The following is a 22020-nucleotide window of genomic DNA, read 5'->3' as shown; positions in this document are numbered from 1 at the left end:
GTTATGTTGTCCGGTCGGCTCAAGCAGTACTACGGCCGCCTCCGACGCCCACCCGGCACGCCACCCACTTCCCGAGATCATCGGTTATAAGGCACGTCGCTCCGGTGACACCTTCCGCAGGTCACCGGGCCGGGGAGGGCCTCCCCAGTTCCCGCCGCCACCATCGATGCGTTCCGCGCCCCATACGCCGGGGAGTTCTTCGCGGCTGCGCTTCCAGGCTCTACACCGCTTCCATGGCCTTCACCCTGGATTCGGGGGCTCGGCTCTCCCTGTTCCCGGCCTTGCAGCCGGGACCTCTAACGACGCCGCAGGCTTCGCTTCATGCTACGGACCGCATCGTCGCTCCCCCTTACAGGGCCTTTGACGCTGGGCTTCGACCCCGCCCGTTTCCAGACGAAGCCGCCAGCCTGCTACCGGGCCTCCTGGCAGCTACCCGGACCGGACTTCCACCGGCAGGCGACGACGAGCTTACGAACAGAAAGATCAGCTACTCACGCAGCTTCACCTCCCCGTTCTGCTGGGCGCACGAAAGATCGAGGCTAAGCGTTACGTCATCTCAACAAGTTGTTCTAACCCGACCAGTGAACATCCATGACTATTTGGCGGGTCATCGACCTCGGAGAACAACGGAAGAGCCGATACTGGTAAGCGGTTTTGAGCCTGGTCAAAGGCCCTTAAGATCCGACGTTTTCATCCGTGACAAGCGGTCACATCACGCCTTTTTGAAGTTGACCTAAGACCGGGTAGTTAGCGTTTTCGCGGCTACCCGGGCTTGGGACGGCTCGTGACCCGGCTGGAGCAGAAAGCTCCGGGCCGAGTTCAAAAGATCAACCCTGTGTACACGAGTCAGCGCTGCTCAGCGTGCAGGATCGGGGCTTGATCGACATTGGAACGGTCAGTGGCATTAAGGAGCCAACGCGAGCGGAGTTACTGCCTCTTGTCTTCCTGAGGTGCAGGTGGCTACGACACCTGCGCCTCAGGAAGGCGAAGGAAGGTAACTCCGCCCGAGTCGGCCCACTAACGCCACTGACCGTTCCAATGTCGCTCAAGGGCCGTCAACGCAGGAGGACAACCTCACCATCTGGCAGCGGACTGATCCGCGCCCGCGGAAGTGATGCCTTCGACGGGTTCGCCGCTTCCCGGCGGTCGGCGCGTCGAGTGGCCGCGCCGGACTGGGCCCGAACCGGGCCGCAGGTTGCCGGGGCTCTTCCCGGCCACCGTTCCGGCCACCGTCTCGGTCACCAGTGGCTCGGACTCCTCCTGGTCACCGGCCTTCTCTCACAGCCGCCTCACCCCTGTCAGCGCGGTGGAGTCTCCTCTGCTTGGCCACCTGCCGATACACCGCTCGGCTCTCTGGCGATCCCCCGCCGCCTCTCGCATCTCAGCGAGCTTCAGGAGTGCGAAGCCGTAACCGGCCGCCGTGCTCTCTCAGTTAGGGCGCTCAGCTGCCTCAACGTTGTTCGTCTTCTCCTGTGACACGCTCGACTGGCTCCCGCAGCAGGAGAAGAGGTCGACTGTTTCACCAGGGATCGGCGATTCGGCCGTCGGCCTCCAGTCCGAACCTCACCAGACGTGCCCCTCCCTCTTCGTCTCCGGCTCGCTGTCGCAGCCCAGCCATTTCCTTCAGCGCGAGGGGATCACCGATGTCGGCGGTCAGCCGGCAAAGTCGCTCGGCTTCTCGACGGTCCCCAGCCGCCTCCCGCATTTGGGCCAGTTTGTGCAGTGCAGAAGGATCTCCGGCGTCGGCGGCGCTGCGGGCCAGTCGCTCGGCTTGCGCCCCATCGCCTACCTGCTCTCGCATCCGCGCCAGGGCCCACAACGCGGAGGTGTCTCCAGCATCGGCGGCCAGCTGATAGAACTGCTCGGCGCCTTGTCGGTCCCCGGCCTGCTCCCGTATCTCGGCCACGTTGCTTAGTGCGTAGGTATCTCCAGCATCGGCGGCCAGCTGATAAAGCCGCTCGGCCTCTTGATGGTCTCCTGCCTCTTTGCGCATCTTGGCCAGGTTGCCGAGCACGGAGGTGTATACGGTGAAGGTCGGATGCTTTCCCCTCTGCTGATCCACGGCCGGTTCCTGCATCAGGGTCAGGGTGCGTGGTACGGAGAGGTCTTCGGCATCAGTGGCCAGCCGGTAGAGCCGAGAGGCCTCCTTCCTGTCCCCGGTCAGCTTCCGCGCCCAGGATAGGTAGTGCAGTGCGGACGTGTTTCCGGCGTCGGCGGCCCTGCAAGCCAAGCGCTCGGCCTCCTCCCAGTCCCCGGCCTGCGCCCGCATCTGAGCAAGGTAGTCCAGGGCGAGAGTGTCTCCGGCGTCGGCGGCACGGTGCCAAAGGATCGCTGCATGGCGGTAGCGGCCCCGGCTGTGTGCGGCCTTAGCCAAAGCGGTTTGATCTGTGGCGCTGGCGTGGCGGGCGGCGCTCTCCCAGAATCCGGCAGGAGGGCACTTCCAACGGCGGGTATGGGCGCCATGTTGTTCGAGGTAGTCGGCCAGCTGGTAGGACGGCTCGTCCTCATGCTGCCCCGCCGCAGTCGAGGGGCCGGGCCGGTTTTTGATGCGAGTCAGCGGAGCACGGGCGCCCCGGCAGGGCAACGGGTCGGTGAGGTAGGCGAACGCTTGCTCCAGCCAGTTGTCGGCCAGCAGGTCGTGTTGTTCGTCGCTGAGGTATCCGGCAGCAGCCTCTTCCAGGAACAGGCGCGGCAACTTCAGGCTGTGCCCCAGGCGGCGGGCGTCAATCGCCGCCTCCAGCACCGCGCGGGCTTCGACGCTCGCGGTGCGGTAGCGCTCGATCAGTGCGGGCCCGCCCGCCAGATATTGGGTCAGTTGCCCGCTGGGTGCCTGCTTCACCGCTTCGGCTGTCCGCGGATCCGCCAGCATCCCGGCTGCGGCCGCAGTTGCGAGGTCGTCGTCGGTGAACGCCTCCGGGAGCTCCATCGCGGTCCCGGCCAGCAGCACCCGCGCTCCGGCGTGCGGGTCCGGGTCGTCCGGACGAGGAACGGCGGTCAGCTTCGCCCAGTAGGACTGCCACAAGGTGCCTAATACCAGCACCGGGCCCCGCTCTGGGCTGCGCAACAGCTCGCGCAACCCGGCCGCGACCTGTTCTCCGGCCGGATCACCGGGGGTAGTGAGGTAGTGCTGGGTCTCATTCAGCCATACCACCGTGTACGGCTTCACCGCCTCCAAGCCGGCCAGCGTGGCCTGCGCCCACCCGGGATTGATCGGATGCCACAACCACCACGGTGCCGGCAGGCTACGGATCGCTTCCCAGCAGGCGCGGGTCTTGCCCGTTGAGGACCCGCCGACCAGCACCACCATCCGGCTGCGCCCGCAAACCTGTACCTCATCCACCACGGCGGCCAGCGCCGCGTCATGGGCGCGGGGAAGGTAGGTGGGCAACGCGCTCAGCCCGGCGGCGGCCGCTCCAGCGTCGATCGCCGGATGCACCCCCAGGTCCAGCGCGATCGGATCCACCTGCTTAACCGGCCACCCCAGCCCGCCCGGCGCCGGGGTGTCTCCTCCGGCGCGCGGGTCGTCGCCGGGCACCGGGCGGCGGGCGGGACGTCCGCCACGGTTGGCGTGGCGCGCCCGATGCGCTCGCGTCCGTTGCGCCTCCCACCAGCCTGGCGCCATCGGTGAGTGGCCGCGGCGGGTGGCTTTGGCCTGTAAGCAGGCGATCAGCACCTCCACCACCCGGGCCGAGGAGGGGATGCTCTTCCCGCTCAGCCAGTCGCCCAACGAGGACTTCCCGATCGTCACCGGCGGCTGCTGAGCGGCGGCCTGGTGGATCAGCTCGGCGTAGGTCGGCTCGCCGGCCTGCTCATATAGCTGTGCCAGTGCCCGGGAGAATTCCGGCTTCTCATCACCGGCCGCAGGCGAGGCGGGGGGAGTGGCTGGCACCGAGCGGCTCCTGCAAGCGCGTGCGTGGACGTCGGACGTCCGGTGAGCGGTCCGGACCGGACCCCCACCGGAATACTCGCTTCCCCGATGCCTGCCAGCCTAGAGGCCCGTCCGCACCCAGGCGGAGTGATCGCCGGAAACCGGCCGGACCGCTGCAGTCGCTCCCATCCGCCCCGGCCCGCTTACCCAGCCAGGGCCCAACCCCTTCGGGAGCGTCTCACGTGAACGTCCTGACCGGCTTGCTGCCCGCCGCGATCGCGCTCGGTGCCGGAGGCCTGCTGTACGGCCTCACCATCACCGTCTTGGCCGCCGCGTCGGTGTTCGCTCGCACCCCGGCCCGGCGCCGCGACGCCCGCGCGACCCTCACCCTGCTGCTGCGTCGCCCTCCCGCCGCACCCGCTTCCTCTGCCGCGGCGAAGATAGAGGCATGATGGCATCCGGGCCACGCTCCAGCGTCGAGATTCGTGCCCACCTCGTCGACGAGCTGAATGCGGCGCTTCGCCGTCCGGGCATGTACGGCGGGGAGATCGCACTGCGGCTGCTACTTGACCTCCTGGCTTACGCCGAACACCAGGAGCAGGCCTGGGCCACCGAGCAGCAGAGCATGCGAGCTCGCGGAGCCCTCAACGCGCTCGGGGCGCGAGGAGCGCTCGAGGCCCTGCTGCCCGGTGAGGAGGAGGGCGCTGTGGCATCGCTGTACGCCGAGTTCATCCACGAGCGCGGGTGGCTGCACGCCGACCGGATACTCAGCGCCACCGAATACGCGGCGATGCACCGACAGCTGAACGGCTGGGGTGACAGGGATCGGACGCTCAGCGAGGTGCTGGAGACCTTCGGTCCGCCCTCGGTGCCCTTCGGTGCCACCAATCCCCGCTACGGCAAAACCCTCGGCTACCTCACCGAGCGGGCCGGCGCACCGATGGTCTTCTTCCACCTGTGGAACGGCACCGCCTCCGCCCCAGGTGCCGGTACTGAGCCGGCTGGTCCGCTGGTCTACGACGAGCCCATTCTGCTTGCGATCCGCCACGGAACAGGAGCGCTCAGCGACACCTTCGCCTTCACCCCGCAGGGGAGAAGGCGCCGTCCGGGTGAGCCGTGCGGGCCATATGGACTGACTGGTCGACCACGCGGAACCCAAGGTGGCGGCGCTGATTAGCGCGATCTTCGCCGCAGGCGTGGCCGCGACCCCGCCGCCACGACGGGCAGGAAGAGACGGCCGACACAGGACACCGGAAGGGGGATGACACCCCCCCTCCAGCCGGGGCAGCTCCCTGCTGTTTCAGATCGAGCGCGACGCGCTCGACAGCAGTGTGCCTCTGCCGATGTTCTTCTCAACTGCGTTGCCCTTGTGGGCACACCGGCTTTCGTGGGGGCACCAGGGGCGGCCGACACCTGACGCACCATCGATCGCACGCCGGCCGCCCACAGGTGGTTCTCCAAGTCGGAGGAGAACATCACCACGATAACCAACACCCCCGCCTGCGGCTGGTGACTTGCGCCTGACCTGCGTGGCGTTCACGGTGGGCGACACCGGGGAGCGGTCAGCACCATCGCGAGCCGACCGATGTCGCACCCGGCTACACACCGGCCGCCCCAGGGTGGCTCTCCTCGTCGGAGGAGAACATCACCCGCGGTAGCGTGCAGCGGTCGTCGCGTCCTGGAGCGCTGCGGAGCCGAGGGCCGCCTTCGGCCAGGATTGATCCGGCGCCCCTTCCAGAGGAAGTTACCTCGTGTGGGCGGCCACCGCCGAAACCGGCCGTGAGCTGGGCGGAGAACCTGCCCAAAGAGGGGCATGCCCCCGCCCCCCGCGCACGGGGTGTGAATCACCTGTGGGAGATGAACATTCCCCTGGACAATCCGCTCAGACGGAACGATGGAGAGCACCCGCGAGGAGTCGTTCGTGGCGAGTAGTTGGGCTGTTGTCGTCGTGCTGGGCGTCATCGTGGTGGTGGGCGCGTCGGTGCAGCGGCTGGCGGGGATCGGGTTCGCGCTCGTGGCGGTGCCCGCCCTGGTGATGCTGCTCGGTCCCGCTGAGGGGGTGGTGCTCGCCAACTGCGCGGCCGCTGTCATCAGTGCGGCCGGGCTCGCCGACACCTGGCGTCAGGTGCGCCTGGCCGCGATGATCCCGCTGGTCGTCGCGGCCTCCTGCACGGTGCCGGCCGGGGCCTGGGTGGCCACCCGCCTGCCCGAGCTAGTGCTGCTGGCCGGTACGGGGCTGCTGGTCAGTGTGGCTGCGATGCTGGTGATGTGGGGTGCCCGGGTGCCCGCCTTGCGCGGCGCCACAGGTGCGGTGGCCGCCGGTGCCGCGAGCGGGTTCATGAATTCCTCGGCCGGGGTGGGCGGCCCCGTGGTCTCCCTGTACGCGGTCAACGTGGGCTGGACGGTGCGGGAGTTCGTGCCGAACGCGCAGTTCTACGGACTCGTGGTGAACGCGCTCTCCGTCGCGGCCAAGGGCCTGCCCCAGCTCACCACGCCGGTCTGGCTGCTGATCGCGGCCGCGATCGCGGCAGGCTTGGTGATCGGCCAAGCGCTCGCCCAGCGGGTGCCGGAAAGGCCAGCCCGGCTGATCGTGCTGCTGCTCGCGCTGACCGGTGGGCTCACCACGCTGGGCAAAGGACTGTGGAGCCTGTGACTGGGCGCCCGACCGCGTCGGAGCAGATGCCGACGGATGACACCGGGAGCGGTCGGTGACACCGAAAGCCGACCGACGTCGCATCCGGCTCTACACCGGCCGCCCGTTGCCGTCTAGATGTGCTGGCCGCTGGAGTTGTTCTCCGCTCTCCTCAACAAGCCCAGCACGGCGCGCTCCTTCCAGCGGGCCCGCCAGCGATCGGCTTGAGCGTGATCGGCCAGCGCGGTACGGCCTTTCTGCTCGGCCGGGGTGAGCGGAATCTGGGACCAGCCACCTTCGAGCTCGGCGAAGTCGTCAGCGATCTGGGCGAACGACGGGCCTTGGAAGTAGCTCACGTCCGTGTCGTCGCGCCGCAACGGTACTCCGGAGGCGTCGGAGGTGAAGGTGCCCGCTTCGTAGCGCTCTTCGAAATAGGCGCTTTTCAGTTCCTCGACCTCGAACCGCATTGCGTTGTGGGCTTTGGTCCGCGGGCTCGGGTGGTCCAGGCAGCCTTGGTAGGAGAAGTCCATTGGGGTGCCATCGGTGCGGATCAGCTCGAACCCGTGGTGTCCGCCGAGCGGTAAGGCGACGATCCGGATGTCGGCCACGCCGGGCCCGATCTTGGCCTCCGCGCGGGGGTGCATGTCGAGGAGATCACGGATAAGGCTGAACTGCTCGCCGGTCAGCTCGGTCCCGGGGGAGTGATCGCGCAGGATGGCCTGCACGGCCGCCCTGGCTTGTGCCTTCGACCGATATTCACGATCACCGATCCAGCATGCTGGCATTTGATCGTCCCTTCTGCGGTGTCGGCGGAGGCGTGGGACCTCATCGACGGCCCGGGGGCGCGCGGCTTGCCCTGCGCCCATTTTAGGGCTCGGTTCAGGCTGGGCAGCTGAAAACTTGCGAGAGCAACACGCCCTCATCGTGCGTTCGATGTTGGCCATGCCTTCTGGGCCCGTAGGCTCGTCACGAACAGCGGCCGCGCCGAAAAGAAGAGCCTCGTCATGATCACAGCGGATGACCAACTGATCGGCATGGTTGCCGAGCGCACCGGGCTGACCCGCGAGGCACTGTTCGTGGGCTTGATCCGGTTTGACGGACATTCGAGATCAGGGGCTCGTCCCCGGAAGGATGTCCATGATGGAGAGCGTGGGGAAGAAGAAGTCGCGTCCTCGCCGCTCGTTCACGCCGGAGTTCAAAGCTGAGATCGTCGAGCTGTGCCGGCGCGGTGACCGCTCGGTAGGGCAGGTGGCCAAGGACTTCGATCTGACCGAGACCGCGGTGCGGCAATGGGTCCACCAGGCCGAGGTCGATGCCGGCGACAGGGACGGGCTGACCAGCAGCGAACGGCAGGAGCTGCAGGCGTTGCGGCGGGAGAACCAGCGGCTTCGCCAAGACGTCGACGTGCTCAAGCGGGCGACGGCTTTCTTCGTGAGGGAGACCCGATGAGCGTGCACCCGTTCATCGAGGCGGAGAAGCAGGGCGACCACAGCGTCAAACGGGCGTGTGAGCTGCTGGGAGTCTCCCGTGCCGCCTTCTACTCGCGCCGCAGCGCGCTGCCCGGTCCGCGCGCGGTGCGTGATGCGGAACTGGCCGAGCGCATCGCCGAGGTGCACATGCGCTCGCGGGGCAGCTACGGCGCACCGCGGGTGCACGCGCAGTTGCAGCAGGACGGGCAGCGATGTGGCAGGCGGCGGGTGGCCCGGCTGATGCGCACGCTCGGCCTGGCCGGACAGTATCGGCGCCGCCGGCGGCAGAGCACGATCTGCGATCCGTACGCGAGCCTGCGGCCAGACCTGATCGAGCGCGATTTCATGCCGGACGCGGCGGCCATCGATACGCGCTGGTGCGGCGACATCACATACGTGCCGACCGAGGAGGGCTGGCTGTATCTGGCCACCGTCATCGACATCGCCTCCCGCCGGGTGGTCAGCTGGGCGACCGCCGCTCACCTACGTACCGATCTGGTCGCCGAGGCCCTGCAGCAGGCCTGCGCCCGTCGTCGGCCGAGCAAGCCGGTGATCTTCCATTCGGATCGTGGTTGTCAATATACGAGCGCCGCCTACGCCCAGCCGGCCATGCAGCTAGGGGTGCGGCTGTCGGTCGGGCGCACCGGCCAGTGCTGGGATAACGCGCTGGCCGAGTCGTTCTTCGCCACCCTCAAGGGAGAACTCCTCGACATCCAGCCCTGGCCCACCCGAGCCGCCGCCCGCAGCGCGATCTTCGAGTTCATCGAGGGCTGGTACAACCTGCACCGCCTGCACCGCCTGCACAGCAGCCTGGGCTACCGTAGCCCTGCCGTCTACGAGGCCGCCGCAGCGGCCTGACCACCACAACGATGGTGTCCGCCGAAGCGGAGCAAGTTCAATGGTCTATTCCGGTGACGAACTGTGGTTGTACGTGCCGGGGCAGTGGAAGGAGAGCATGCTCCTGGCCGACACGATCCTGCCGTGGACCTCAGAATGGCTCCTGCACTACGAACTGTGGCTGGTTATGGGACGCTGGGCCGGCAGTGGTCATGACCACGCCATGCCAGGAGCCGTTGAGGCCTCTGAAAGCTTCGTCGGGCGAAGCTCTGTCCGTCTTAGTGTCCCCACGCTGTTGGAGTTAGAAGGTACGGCACGTGAGTGAGCCCAAAGCCGCCACTTCGGCCTGCGGCGCGCCCGAGGTAAGGAAACAAGCGAGTAGCCCCTATGCCGCCGGTGGCGGGGGAAGTACTTTCGGGCATCGTGTTGCAGCCATCTATGTGGCACACGGGCTGCTCGGTGAGGGGCGGACCGAGACTGACGATCTGCCGGTCATGCGGGTGGAGTTCCAGACGAATCCCGAACATGACGTCGACGACCTACTGGTCATCGCGGGTACCGGTGGCGATGAGGTTCGGCTCAGCGTTGCTGCCCGGAGGGCGCCGAAATTTGTAACCAGTCATGTGAAGACTCGTGAGCTGGTCGCGTCGCTGATGCTGGAAGTCGAGGCAGCCGGTGACGACGAGCGTGCGCGTGTCGTCGTGGCGGTGGCGGATTGGAAAGCCGAGTATGAACAGGTTCAGCAGTTGGCGGAGCTGGCACGGGGTAACGCCGACGAGGGCGCGTTCTACACCCAGCTTCACACGGAACGCCGCTGGGATGGTAAGGCCCGAGATCGTTACGGCTACCTCAAGAGCCTCGTCAGCGACGGCCGATTGTCAACGCCGACCGAGGATAATGCGCGTCTATTGACCTGGCGGCTGCTGAGGCGTCTGTGGGTCGTCCAGTTTCGGGTCGAAGCGGCGGATGAGTCGGACTGGTCGCAGATCGCGAACTCGTTGAACCGGCTGGTGCGGGAGGGGCTCACCGGCGCCAGGCTGCGCGACCGGCTCGCGGTCTGCTGCACCCAGTTCGACTCGCTCGGCACTGCAGTCGATATGAGAGTGGTTCGCCGAGAGGTGCACACGTTACTCAAAGCGACCGCTATCCGCCGCGAGCCAGGATGGGCTGTCCTCGACAGCATGAAACGTCATGCGTACGAGGCGGTGCGGTATACGCTCGGCCCCGACTCTGATGGCGGCGCATCGGTCACCATCAACCGCGCCAAGCTGCACGTTCAGCTGGCCGATACGCTGCTGAATAACGGAGCGAACAGCCAGGCGGTCATCGTCAGCGGTGACTCAGGCACCGGGAAGAGCAGTCTGGTCTCCTCAGTGGTCAAGTCACTGGAGGCCGAAAAGGCGGAGTCGTTCGAGGCACTTGTGGTGAATCTTCGGCGACTTCCCGGCAGCGTCCCCGAGCTGACGAGTGTGCTTGGGCGTGGCCTCCGGGAGTTTCTGGAGGACCTGTCAGCTCCATCTCGTGTCCTTGTGGTTGACGGCGCGGACGGTGCTCTGGAGGGGCAAGGTCCGTTGTTGGCTGAGATCGCCTCCGAGGCTCGCCATGCCAACGTTGGCTTGGTCGTAGTCACGGCGGATACTGCGGTCGAGTTCGTCACCGACCAGGTCAAGCGAAGCTACAACGATCCTCGCCCGTTCACGGTCCCGGTGCTCGACGATGCTGAGATCGCCACGATCGCCGCTGGTATCCCGCAAATGGTTGGGCTGCTGCGCGATCTGCCGGAGCAGTCGCTGCTGAGACGTTTGGTTGTGCTTGATCTCCTCTCACGCACAGGCCTCACGCTCGGCAGTTCAATGACCGACTGGGCTTGCCTTGAAGTTGTCTGGAAGGGTCTCGTGCGGCGGAACGAGAGCGCCGAATTCGGTTCACCGGAGGCCCGCGAACGCGCGCTTCTGGCGCTTGTCGAGGACGAACTCGAGCTACCAGATGTCGCTCGCCAGCACCCTTCGCCGGACCACGCCGCAGTGGACGCGCTGCGACGGGATCACCTTCTCGCACCGTCGAGCGTCTACGACTCGCGCCCGCAGTTCGCTCACGATGAGGTGCGGCGGTACGCGACCGCGTTGACTCTGTTTCGCGCGAGGGACATCACTGGAATGCTTAAGAGGGCGGGCGTACCGCGTTGGGCGATGTCCGCTGCCCAGCTGGCATGCCATGGTCAGTTTGTTCGAGGGAACGCGGACCCAAGTACGGCTTTCACCCAGGCTGCAGCCGCGTTTATGACCGTTGGCATCGAGCATGGTGCCAGGTGGGCAGATGTGCCGATCGAGGCCGCGCTGGAGTCGCCGCAGGCATTTGAGTATTTGAAGTCGGTGCAGCCCGGTGCCGCCTCGGCTTTCGCGCCAGGTCTGGAAGACGTGATGCGGGTGGTCGAGCAGCGCCACACCGTCAACGGCCTGACGGAAGTGCAGTGTGGTGAGGCGGTTGTCCGCGTCCTGCTTGAGCAGGACGATGCGCCTTGGCTGCTGTCCGAGCGTGCCTTCGAGACCACCGCTGGATGGCTCCAATCAATGATCGTGGCGAATGAACCCACCGGGAACATCACCCGCGAGGTTCTGCGAAGCAAGCTGCTCGCCTACTGGACAGCGCACCAAACATCGGCACCTCCCACACGCGAAGGGCTAGACGTTCCGCTCACGGTCGACAGCGGCGCTGTGTCCCGCAATCTCGGTCAGCGCGGGCGCCGGCGGCGGAACCTGGACTACAGGCTTAGGCAAGAGAAGTTCGTTGAACTGCTCGCGCTTCTGGGCCTAGACATCGACGACGACATCGAACGCTGTCTCACCGAGATTGCCGACGATGCACCGGAGTATCTTGCGCCCGCCGTCGATTCTCCGCTAAGCGCCCGAGGCATTGCCCAACACAGCATCAACCTGCTAGTGAAACTCGTCGAGGAATACTACATCGACAACACTCCGAACAGCTGGGGCTTCCGGGACCGGGGCATCCGCAGACATCAGGGACGATGGCATCATTCGCCGCCGTTTGCGGCGCTCTACTTCGGTGCCTTCTGGTCCCTGTTCAACTACGCCGATCCGGTGCAATCGGCAGCGCTTCTCAACAAGATATTGAACCACGCTGCTCGGCGTCAGGTCGAGAACCTGTCCAAGCGCCGTGAATATGGTTCAGCACCTGCCGGTGACGACTTCGAGAGCTACACAGTTTCGCTGCGCATCTCCGGAGAGGCACGTAACTACATGGGCGACGCTCAGATGTGGGCCTGGTACCGGGGAGCATCTAGCGGTCCGTATCCGTGCATGAGTGCGCTCCAGGCGATGGAACGCATCATCGACGGCTGGCTCGAGCGTGGCGCTTCGATATCCAGGGTCGTCGAAGTGCTCCTTGATGGCTGCAAGAACCTCGCGGTGCCTGCGCTGCTCGTAGGCATCATGGTCCGCCACCTGGGCAAGGCCGATGGCGTCATTGACTCCTTCCTTCGCGAGCCGCTTGTCTGGCATCTGGAATTCGAGCGGACGGTTCAAGAGCAGATGGGGCTTCGAGGCGCACCATCGGACGGTCTGGTGAACGCGGAGCGTCGCACTTGGACCTTTCGCGATGTCTGCATGGTGATGGTCTTAGGTGGGGACGAGAGGCGGCGCGAGGAGCTTCGCCGCCTCGGGACGGAACTCTTGGCTGCCGGTCAGGAAGTGGGAATGGCCGACGATGTCGCGAACTGGGCCATCTGCTTGGACGCCTCTCGTTTCCAAGTTCGCTCGGAAAACGAGCAACTGGTGGTCGAGGTCAGCCCGCCGGAGGAACTGGCGAAGTCCCAGGCGGAGCGGGCACGCGAGCACGAACGAAACAGCAACGTGCTACGCATCCAGAATCGTTACTGGGCTGCGCTCCGAAACGTCGGCACTGGATACGTGCCGCCAACGGGTGAGGAGATCGCAGCTGACCTCGCTCAGGTGAAGGACCTGCTTGAGTCGCCATCTGCCTTTACCGCTTCTGATCCGACGCGCGGGGCAGCGCATGTGGCTTCCACGGCGATACGGTACGCGGCTAACGGCGAGCCCGCCGCGTTCGGCGAGAACGCCGCCTACACGGTGGGACTCATCACGACGATCGCGTCCGGCTTTGAGGATTGCGAAGACGGGACCGACGATGAGCAAGTTTTCGACTTCGGTGCTGACCGCGCGGTTGCCACCGCCCTCCCGTGCCTTCTGCTCCCCGTCCTTGAGACCGCCCTCACCGACGCCGGTTTTACGCGGATTCAAGTCAACACCGCCGCTCTAGCAGTGGCCAGTAAGAGCTCGCTGGAGACGCGGCTGCATTTGGCGCGCGGATGCGACAGCGTCTGGCGGGCGTCGTGTACCGGCGAACCGTGTATCCACACCATCGCATTCAAGTGGGTTACAGAGGCGGCACGCGGTACCGAGATCGGCCCGTGGGACGCCGAAGGCCAAACCCGCACCCGTGTGCGAATCGACGGCGATCTCACGGAACGGCTCGCAGATTTGGACGGCGACTCCATCGATACGCCTGTCCTCGACGCAGCCATCCGCAGCTATGGGGCTGCCGCTGCAGAGGGCTGCTGTGTCTCCAAGCAGGCCGCCGAGCAGCTCGCTGTCCTCATCCAGGCCCAACGCAAAGGGATGTTGGTCCAAAACGAAAGTGGATGGTCGGTGGACGACCGTGAAGCGCAGTCGCTCGTCACTGCCCGTGCGCTCCTGCATACCAGCTCCGGCGGCGCCGATAGAGATGCCCTGGTCGGCCATTTGACCGCACTCAGAGGCAACGCTTTCCTGCTCAGCAACTTCCTGCACCAGCTTAGCGCCGCAGGTGCGGAAACCGCGGCGCTGGCTGAGAGCGCTCGCGGAGTCTGGCCCACCGTGATGAAGCACGTCATGACGTTCGCCGATACTGAACCCAACCCGTTCATCGAGCACTCGTGGGGTGAGTGGGCGCTTGCGGCTCTTATCCCACAGCCGCTGGTGTGGAGCAACGGCCTGTTCAACGAGACCGACGCAAACCCGATCGACTGGGTCGTTCCTGAGGAACTGCTTGAGGCAATCCCGGAGTGGGTGCAGCTCGCCCATGGCAGCCGGCGGTGCCTCAACGACCTCATCAGCTTGATTCGAAGGCTGAGTATTCGGGAGCAAGTTGAGCTCAGCCTCCGATGGGTCGCGGACATCTGTGTCCGGGAACGCAATGTTGGCGTCTATCGGGCGCGGTTGCTCGACGAGTGGCTCGTCGAACTTCATCCGCACACCGAAGCGTTCGGCCACTTGCATGAATGGCAGCGACTGGTTGACCACCTCGTCGTGGCGGGCAACCAGAGGCTGGCGCGCTACTCGGTGTGAGCGTCGTGCGTCGCGGCTGGTGAGTGGCCGAGCGGAGCCAGCGAGCAGGCTCGGCACGCCCACTGGGGTTCGCATCGAAGGGGCAAAGGTTGAATCCCTTACCTCCATCCAGGTCAGAGGCCACTCTCTAGAGATTGGGAGTGGCCTTCTGCGTTCGATCGCACCATAGGCGGACAGGTCGCCAGGGGCGAAGAGCAAGGCCAGCCGGTCCAGAGCGGGGAGTCCTGGAACGGAGGAGGCGAGGGCGGTCCGCGTCATGATCGCTCACCAGATCGAGCTGTACCGGTTGCCGGGCAGTACGCTCGCCGAGCATCTGTAAGCGGTCAACCTGGCACGCAGGGCACGGCTTGGGCCTCCAGACCTCGCCGGAACTACAGCTGGAGGATTAACGCATCGACCTGCTGCAGAGCACCGACGCTGGCCTCGGCGGTGCTGTTAGCTTTGGTCAGTTTCTCCATCCACTCGATCCGCTGGTCGGCTGACAGGGGTTGCTCCTCCAGGTCATCGCGCAACCGCCGGGCGGTTTCGAAGCTGGCCAAAAGCGCGTCTGCGGGGGCTGCATTGTCAAGCGCGCAACCGACCCGAGGATGTCCCGCGGCTCGTGGAACTTGACGAGCGGTCCCGCGATCAGGCGACGTTCTCGTTATAGCAGCTTGAAGTGGCATTCTGGGGCGTGACGTGCCGTTCGAGCGCGACCCTGAGCTTGGGCAGATGCAGGAAGCCGTTCACACGGCGGAACTGCTTGGCGGCCTCGGCCATGCCGGCCGCGCACCAGCGCAGGGCCATCTGCCCGTTCTTCCAGTTCTTGACGTTGACAGCATGATCGCGGCAGATGGAAATCATCGACTCGATCGGGTTGGTCGAGCGCAACGTACGCGCCAACGTCGGCGGCACCTGCAGCCGCAAGACGGTCAGCGTCTCGTTCATGCCTTCACGCAGCGAGGCCGCCGCCCCGGGATACTTTGTGTCCAGCTCGGCGGCCAGAGCGGTGAGCCCGGCCTCGGCGGCCAAGAGCGTGTCGGCGTGATAGGCCTCGCGCATCCGCTTCTCGACGGCGGCGCGTAGTTTCTCAGGGAGCTTGTCCCGGACATTGCGGATCTTGTGAAGCTGGCAGCGCTGGATCACCGGATGGTCGAACACATCCAGCACGGCCCGGCGCAGCGCCTTGGAGCCGTCCAGGACCACCAGGATCGGGCCGGTGACGTCCAAACCGCGCTCACGCAGGCCGACGATGAGCTCACGAGCCAGGGTGGCGTTCTCGGTAGAACCCTCCACCAGCGCCAGCGGGTACTTGGTCCCATCGATGCCGATCCCGAGTGCCACGATGCAGGTGTGCTCGCCGAAGTGCACGCCGTCCAGCATCAGAGCGGCCAGATCCAGCTCAGAGAGGTCGGCACTCATCATCTGGGCCAGGGCGTGCTCGGTAGCGGCGACGAACCGCCGCGAGATCGCTGATTTGGAGGTGCCGGTGGAGGCCTGCTCCACGCTGGTTCCGACCGGTTCCAAGCCGAGCCGGTAGCGGCGAGTCGACAGCTTGCCGAGCATCTTGCCCAGGGCCATCTCGTCCAGGATCTCGGTGGAGGAGAACAATTCATAGGCCGGGATCGCGATCTCGCCGGTGCCGTCGGCGGTGCGGACGCGGGGGCGGCGGATCGGCAGTTTGCGCCCGCCCAGCACCACTGATCCGGCGTCGTGGCCGTGCCGGACCGCGCTGCGGTCAGGGTTGTGTTTGCCGCGCGGGCCACACAGGGCGCTGACGTCTTCTTCCAAAAGCGCGAACATCACCCCCAGTCCGGACTGCACGGCCAGTGCGAGCAGGCCGTCCTTCATCGAGGCAGCGATGTGCTGCATGGCCATGGTCACAGTGTGTGGGACGGCCACGTCTTCGGCGGCTTGCCGGGCATGCCGGCGCTTGGTCTGGTAGGTCTTACTCACGGTCCCCGTCTCCTTGCTCGGAGTGATTTGGCGATTGCCCGAGACCTACCACCAGGTAGGCCCCGAGGCGGGGACCGCCACTTCAAGTTCTACGAGCTACGGGACAACTTCAACCGACCCAGCCCATCGACTGAGCCATCCCCATACCGACGACATTCGGCCTGGTAGCAGGCGGCGTACTCCGACCTGCGATCGGAATGGAAAATCACCCCGTAAGGTCACCATGGTGCTGGGACTGGGCATCTTGGAGATCACGGTGCAGTCGTCCTGGGACGAGGGGCACTCAGCCGAGGATCAGGAAAGTGCGATCAGGTTGTCCCGATAGCCAAGGGCGCGTATCTTTCGAGCAGGTATGGAGTTCGGAATTGGATCTGAGCCACCGCCGACACGCTTTGAGGTGCTGGTCTCATCATGTGTGACCAGGCACCGCATCCTCCTCTCCTCGAGTCGATTGGACCTGATGTGCCCTTTCGGCTGAAAGGGCACATCTCCATGACTATTTACTCCCAGCACGCGAATCGCGGAAAAGCGCAGATTCTGGCCACCTATCGTGCGCCGGACGGCGTTCGGTCAGTGACCGTGACAAGCGTGGAGAACACCGCGCTTGCAACACCTCTGGTGAATGCACTCAACAGGATCTCCGCTTATGCCACCGTCCCTATCACTGTGTGGGACGAACGCGGAGAGCGTGTGGCGCGCTATCCCGCCGACCACCTTGCCGCGCTCGTTGACCAGAACGCGAGAGAGGATCTACTGAAGGGTGCGCACAGCCTCTGGTATGAGTACGTGAAGCTACTGCTTCACCAGGCGCTGGTCGATCTTGATGCTGCGACGTCTTCGGTGCCCGCACCTATCCGGACCGCAGTCGAAGCCGAGATCGAAGCGGAGGCGGGCGCACTGACCAGTTCTTCAGGGAACCTTGACCCCGAGGAGACGGAAGATATGCGCTTGTGCGAGTTTGACAATCCGTTTGTCACCTTCGATAGCAATCGGGGGAACGTCTTCTTTGGCGATCCTCACTGTCTGGAAGGCGAACGCTCCCGCCTCGACCACCTCGAACACGGCGCTTCCCGCAAGCGCCTTGAACGGGCAGTTGATGACCTACGACTCCTCTACGACGCCTATGCTCGATGTAACAACGGTGAGGCGAACCTGATCATCGACGGCTCTCTGTTCATTGAACATGAGCCATGGGACGAACCGGGCCGCTACTTCCTCAACATCTCCGCCCCAATGCCCAGCGATGATGGCAACGACTGGCAGTTGGAGATCGGGCAGTGGATACCCGATGACCCAGAGGATGAGGACGGTTCCGCAACCGGAGAGCCAATTCTTCGCTGCGTTCGAGCAACCTCACCTACCGCCTCCGAACTCATAGAAGTGCTGAATCTTAGTTACGGGAAAGCTCAGCAACTGGCGGGTTGGGCGGTGACTCCTAGCGGCGATGCGCTCGAAAGTACGACGTTCGTGGTGACCAGCCGCTACGACAATTAGTACAGAGTTGGGTGACTAGTTCGTTGATCCTGGGAAACGATCAGATTCGGCCTGGAAAGCGATCTTCTGGCATCCGTCATCACGGCGGCTCGACCATACTCATGACCTCCACCAACTGCCGTTGCCGCTTTCTTATTTGTTTAGTTCGTCTGCCACGCGCGGCATGCGGTTGTGTACCGCGACACCCACCCCGATAGATCTGGCGGAGGATTTCGTGCCCGAGAGCGTGCCGCAGGCCGGTACCCATCCGCGTTGGCTGCTGCCAGCGGCCGTCGTTGGGATGCTCGTCGCCAGTGCCGGGTTCACATGGCTAATGATCAACGCGGGCCTTGACCGGGCCGACAAGATCAGCAGCGTCACCGCTGTGGCCCTCGGCCTGCTGTTGGCCAGCATCTCAGGCCTCAGTTGGCTGTATCAGCGCCGGGCTGCCCCTACTGCGGAGGCCGACAACCAATGGGGGGGCGGGGGCGTGGTCACTGAAACTGGTCGTCTTGAGGCTCTGCCGGGTTGGCCGGTCAGTTACCCCGGCTATCGGTACGACAGCGAAGGGTCCACATCGGTGCGGATCTTTGGCGGCCAGGGGCCCGCTGTCGTCGACGGGTTCCCGGCGACGATGAACGGCTGCGCTCACCAGCAGTTCTTCGTGCGGTGGCGGACACTCGGCGAGGAACAGGTCAGGGTTCAGGTGGTCGCGTCGCCGGATTTCATCCCGATCGCCGAGGTGGCCGAGGGCAGTGCCGGGTGGATCGCGTCTCACGGCTGCGGCCAGCCGTCCTGGACGGTCGCTGCGGAGTCGCAGATTGTTGACGTGCACGTCAGATGGCAGCGGTGGGTCCCCGATACGTGAATAGCCCCGAGTTTCGTGGAGCCTTGCTCTCCCCGAGCACCCACCTGGTATGTGAGTCAACAAGCCAACTCCATAGAACTCGAGACGCATTATCTTCATCGACAGCCGCTTTAACCGCTTAACAAATCGCTACCGATGAAGGAGCGTCGTGGCGAACCACAGAGCGGCGATGCCTGCGAGGATCGTGTAGATGTACGACCAGCGGTCAAGGTGATGTCGGTGAAAAGCCAGCACGGTCGCCATCGCAGCGATCACGAGGCTTAGTGCTCGCTCGATTTGCCATTGCTGTAAGGCCGCCACGAGTACACCGAGAATGGTGAAAACGCTGGCGAGGGCCGTCCAGAAGGCAGAATCGAACCGCGGCTTAGGCGCGAGACGGCGCCGACCACGCAGTCGAAGATAGGTCGCGAGGTCGGGCACCTCCGCGAATCGGCGGACGCCCCGACCGATCTCGAACGTCCATATCGGTTCCGCTTCTTCGACCCACGTTCCACCCCACGGCTCCGCACGAAGGAGTTCTCCGACACAGGGGAGAAGCTCGTCTGCTCCGCTACTGGCCAGGAGGTTGAACGCGGAGAAGTCCGCGGAGGTGAGTTTGGCCGCGTCTCTTGGGAAAGTAGGCTCGAACTCCCTCTCCCTGTCGGCGGCCTGGCGGATGGCTGTGAGGAACAGTTCCAGCACGCGTCTGCCTTCACCTGTGGCGTCCACGCCTGCGACCGTCACGCCGATCAGGGCGTCGTCGTTGACCCGTCCGTCGACCGGAGCTGGAGTGATCGTGAACAGCTCTGCAGGCAGAGCTGAGACCAGCTCGGTGCGGACGGAATGATCCCGATACAGTGCCCGGTCGACCTCGCCAGCCGTCGGCCGGCAACCGTTGGCCCGAATGTAGCTCCAGACGACGCGCAGCGCGATGTCTCGTGGTGCGATGGACTCCGACATGGTGGGGGTATCCGCCTGTTCGACGTGATGGGTTTGCTTGAAGGAGTAGTGTAAAGATCGTAATGGTCGGACACTTTACAACAGTTGCGGGCCGGGGGATGCATGGATCGCGATAGAAGGCCGAGCACACGGAATGAAGGCCTGGTGGCTCTTGCCGGCGAGCTCAATAGCCTTCGCATGGCGGCTGGCGCCCCGTCCCTTCGCAAACTCGCCGATATGACCGGCCAGGCGGTCAGTCACACTACGATCGCCGCAGCCTTCAAGGGCCGTGTAGTTCCCCGCTGGGAAGTCGTGCAGCGCATCGTCGACGCACTGCACGGCGACACCGCGCTGTTCCAGCGGTTATGGAGGGAGGCCGCCGCCGACACGCCTCCCGTGCTCACTGATGAGGAGCGCAGGGATACCGAGTACACCGATCTCTACCGTAGGTACGTACTCCGTAGATACGAGTCCCTCATTCCGGCCGTTCCTGGCCTCCATCCGGAGATCAGCCTCCGTGACATCTATGTGCCCCTCACAATTGTCGATCGCTCTGGTGAGACATTCGAGGAGGTGCAGCAGGCGGAGTTCGAGGAACGGATTGGTAAGGCACTCCTTCTAGGCGCTCCCGGTAGCGGTAAGAGCACCCTGTGTGAACATCTCATGTACACCCATGCGGCACGAGGCGATGATGTGGTGTTCCTGCTGTCGGTCCGCGACCTCGTTCCGCCATCGAGCTTGCCCTCACTCGTCACGGAGCTCATAGAACTCGAACTAGAGGTGGCTCTACAGGCACGCCCCCCGCACGGCTTCGTCGAGCGTCTGCTCCTCAACGGCTCACCCCTGGTGATCTTCGATGGATTGGATGAGGCCGATATTCCTCAGGAGGCACGGCGTGCGACTGCGATCGTGGACGCTTTCGCTACGCAACATCCGCTCGCTCGCATCCTGATCACCTCCCGTCCCCTCGAGGCCGAGCGAATTGGCCACGGCCTGACGGGTTTCTCGCGTTTCACGCTAGAGGAATTCAACGACCGGCAGACTGCTACGTTCGTGCGCGCGTGGTTCGCGTCCATGGGTGACGAACCTGAGCGAAACCATAACGAGGAAGAGGAGTTCCTGCGACAGATCGCATCGACTTCCTGGATAAGGCCGAATCCTCTGTTGCTGACGCTAGTGTGCTCACTCTCCACGATCCGACCTGAGCCTGAAAGCATGTACTCGCTGTTGCAGGAGTCGTTGCTCTCCCGCAGTGATGCTATATCCAAGGGCGTAGCGACGCCAAAGGGTTCCACCCGAGGCGTCATTCAGCTTTCCATGAGTCAGGACGATCTCACCCGCCGCCTCAGAGACGGACACTGGCCCCCTAGCGGAGCCCGCCTCGCCGAAGCGATCCTTCAGCAGTTCCAGCGTGTAGAGCCCAGCGACCGGCGAGGAGCGAAGAAGGCCAAACATAGTGAACCTCTTGAAATCCTTCAAATCCGTCGGGCATTGGAAAAGGAATTCAGCGGGCTGATCGACATGGGCGACATGGGGTCGTCCTCGGATCTGGATGTGTTCTTCCTTGCTCGTGCGCTCGCCGCTCTCGTCGTACGACGACAACTCCGGTGCGGGAGCGCGATGGCGGCAGCCTCTATTGTCGACGGAATCAACGACAATGGTCTTGACGCCATTGCGGTCTCCGACGGCCAGCCTGAGATCCTGCTAGTCCAGAGCAAATGGGACTGGGGCAGATCTGGGCGGAAGATCTTCGGTCTCACTGACGTGTTGAAGTTCGAGCAGGCGCTTCGACTCCTCATTTCCGAGGAATATGACCAATTCAACACGAAGTTTCAACGCCACGCTGACCAAGTCGCGGACGCTTTGGCTCACCCCGCCTGCACCATAAAAATGATCATAGTGACTGTGGGCCATGCCCACTTGGACCCCGGCGCGGTCGCTGGCCTTGAGCGCATGAAGCAGGAATTCAACTCCTTCGGTAACATTCTGGACTACGAGGTCTGGGACGCTCGACGCGTCTGGAAAGCCATTCGAGATGACATCGCACCGGAAATTAAGGTCTCCGCGAATATGACGGAATGGATCCACTTGGCCGATCCTTTCGAGGCATACCAAGGAAAGATGTCCGTTGCCGACGTCGCCCAATGGTATGAAGAGCATCACGACCGCTTATTCGCGCAGAACATCCGCACAACGCTCCGCCGCACCCATACTCAGAGCATTGTCGACACCCTGGCCACTAAGCCAGAGAACTTCTGGTACTTCAATAACGGCATCACTGTGCTGTGCGAGACGGCTGTAAGGCACCAGTGGAGCCATGCTCCAAGAATGCCGATCGCTCTTGAGCTCACGGGCGCATGTGTCGTCAACGGAACCCAGACGGTCGCGGCTATCCACGCCGCGATGCAGGAGGCCCCCGAAATGGCGGCCAGGGCCTATGTGTCCGTGAAGGTCATCATAACGAAGAACAGTCCGAGCGATTTCAAAGCCGAAATCGCCCGCGCGGCCAACGCTCAGTATCCCGTCATGCCACATGACTTCCTAGCGCTTGACCTTACCCAGCAGGCGATCCGCAAAGGGTGCGCACCCGAGCAAGGCGAGGCCGATTCTGCGCCTGATAGTTGAGGTCGCGCTGACGCTGGTCTTCGCACACAATA

General features: G+C 64.5%; 15 protein-coding genes. 10 read left to right on the top strand and 5 right to left on the bottom strand.

Features of this window, described 5'->3' with window-relative positions:
* Positions 1-784: 784 nt before the first annotated feature.
* The gene (locus OG587_RS47350; protein WP_443075289.1) at positions 785-880 is read left to right on the top strand and encodes a hypothetical protein; all 96 of its coding nucleotides are present in this window, start codon (positions 785-787) and stop codon (positions 878-880) included.
* Between the two features lie 639 nt (positions 881-1519).
* Here OG587_RS47350 and OG587_RS33480 read toward each other — a convergent pair.
* The gene (locus OG587_RS33480; RefSeq protein ID WP_329082442.1) at positions 1520-3889 is read right to left on the bottom strand and encodes an SEL1-like repeat protein; all 2370 of its coding nucleotides are present in this window, start codon (positions 3887-3889) and stop codon (positions 1520-1522) included.
* A gap of 221 nt (positions 3890-4110) precedes the next feature.
* On the opposite strand from OG587_RS33480, the gene OG587_RS33475 reads away from it, so the two are divergent.
* The 3 genes from OG587_RS33475 to OG587_RS33465 all read left to right on the top strand — a co-directional run bounded on the left by OG587_RS33475 (position 4111) and on the right by OG587_RS33465 (position 6521).
* A complete protein-coding gene (locus OG587_RS33475) occupies positions 4111-4320 on the top strand; it encodes a hypothetical protein (RefSeq protein ID WP_329082440.1) in 210 nt (69 codons plus the stop codon).
* The gene (locus OG587_RS33470; protein WP_329082438.1) at positions 4317-5045 is read left to right on the top strand and encodes a hypothetical protein; all 729 of its coding nucleotides are present in this window, start codon (positions 4317-4319) and stop codon (positions 5043-5045) included. The genes OG587_RS33475 and OG587_RS33470 overlap by 4 nt, the downstream gene beginning before the upstream one ends.
* A 717-nt stretch (positions 5046-5762) precedes the next feature.
* Positions 5763-6521, top strand: a complete 759-nt coding sequence (locus OG587_RS33465) for a sulfite exporter TauE/SafE family protein (protein WP_329082436.1) — start codon at positions 5763-5765, stop codon at positions 6519-6521.
* A 113-nt stretch (positions 6522-6634) separates the two neighbouring features.
* Here OG587_RS33465 and OG587_RS33460 read toward each other — a convergent pair whose 3' ends face one another.
* Entirely contained in the window at positions 6635-7285 is a 651-nt protein-coding gene (locus tag OG587_RS33460; RefSeq protein WP_329082434.1) for a DCL family protein, read from the bottom strand.
* 352 nt (positions 7286-7637) lie between these two features.
* Between OG587_RS33460 and OG587_RS33455 the strand changes: the two genes are divergently transcribed.
* The 3 genes from OG587_RS33455 to OG587_RS33445 all read left to right on the top strand — a co-directional run bounded on the left by OG587_RS33455 (position 7638) and on the right by OG587_RS33445 (position 14169).
* Entirely contained in the window at positions 7638-7949 is a 312-nt protein-coding gene (locus OG587_RS33455) for a transposase (protein ID WP_329082432.1), read from the top strand.
* On the top strand, positions 7946-8827 hold the full coding sequence (locus tag OG587_RS33450) for an IS3 family transposase (RefSeq protein ID WP_329082430.1): 882 nt from the start codon (positions 7946-7948) through the stop codon (positions 8825-8827). Before OG587_RS33455 ends, OG587_RS33450 begins: the two co-directional genes overlap by 4 nt.
* Positions 8828-9123: 296 nt before the next feature.
* Positions 9124-14169: a hypothetical protein gene (locus OG587_RS33445; protein WP_329082428.1), complete on the top strand. Its 5046-nt coding sequence runs from the start codon at positions 9124-9126 to the stop codon at positions 14167-14169.
* Between the two features lie 371 nt (positions 14170-14540).
* Here OG587_RS33445 and OG587_RS33440 read toward each other — a convergent pair whose 3' ends face one another.
* Both OG587_RS33440 and OG587_RS33435 read right to left on the bottom strand, forming a co-directional pair.
* A complete protein-coding gene (locus tag OG587_RS33440; protein ID WP_329082426.1) occupies positions 14541-14708 on the bottom strand; it encodes a hypothetical protein in 168 nt (55 codons plus the stop codon).
* Positions 14709-14796: 88 nt separating this feature from the next.
* Positions 14797-16104, bottom strand: coding sequence for an IS256 family transposase (locus tag OG587_RS33435; RefSeq protein WP_329082425.1), 1308 nt, complete (start codon positions 16102-16104; stop codon positions 14797-14799).
* A gap of 492 nt (positions 16105-16596) precedes the next feature.
* Between OG587_RS33435 and OG587_RS33430 the strand changes: the two genes are divergently transcribed.
* Both OG587_RS33430 and OG587_RS33425 read left to right on the top strand, forming a co-directional pair.
* Positions 16597-17598, top strand: coding sequence for a hypothetical protein (locus OG587_RS33430; protein WP_329082423.1), 1002 nt, complete (start codon positions 16597-16599; stop codon positions 17596-17598).
* 214 nt (positions 17599-17812) lie between these two features.
* On the top strand, positions 17813-18445 hold the full coding sequence (locus OG587_RS33425) for a hypothetical protein (protein WP_329082421.1): 633 nt from the start codon (positions 17813-17815) through the stop codon (positions 18443-18445).
* Between the two features lie 129 nt (positions 18446-18574).
* Here OG587_RS33425 and OG587_RS33420 read toward each other — a convergent pair whose 3' ends face one another.
* Entirely contained in the window at positions 18575-19384 is an 810-nt protein-coding gene (locus tag OG587_RS33420) for a hypothetical protein (protein ID WP_329082419.1), read from the bottom strand.
* A gap of 144 nt (positions 19385-19528) precedes the next feature.
* On the opposite strand from OG587_RS33420, the gene OG587_RS33415 reads away from it, so the two are divergent.
* Positions 19529-21988, top strand: coding sequence for an AIPR family protein (locus tag OG587_RS33415; RefSeq protein ID WP_329082417.1), 2460 nt, complete (start codon positions 19529-19531; stop codon positions 21986-21988).
* The last annotated feature ends 32 nt before the right edge of the window (positions 21989-22020 follow it).

The sequence above is a fragment of the Streptosporangium sp. NBC_01469 genome, from assembly GCF_036227305.1.
In the GTDB taxonomy this organism is placed as follows: domain Bacteria; phylum Actinomycetota; class Actinomycetes; order Streptosporangiales; family Streptosporangiaceae; genus Streptosporangium.
This window is presented reverse-complemented; position numbering and strand designations above follow the sequence as displayed.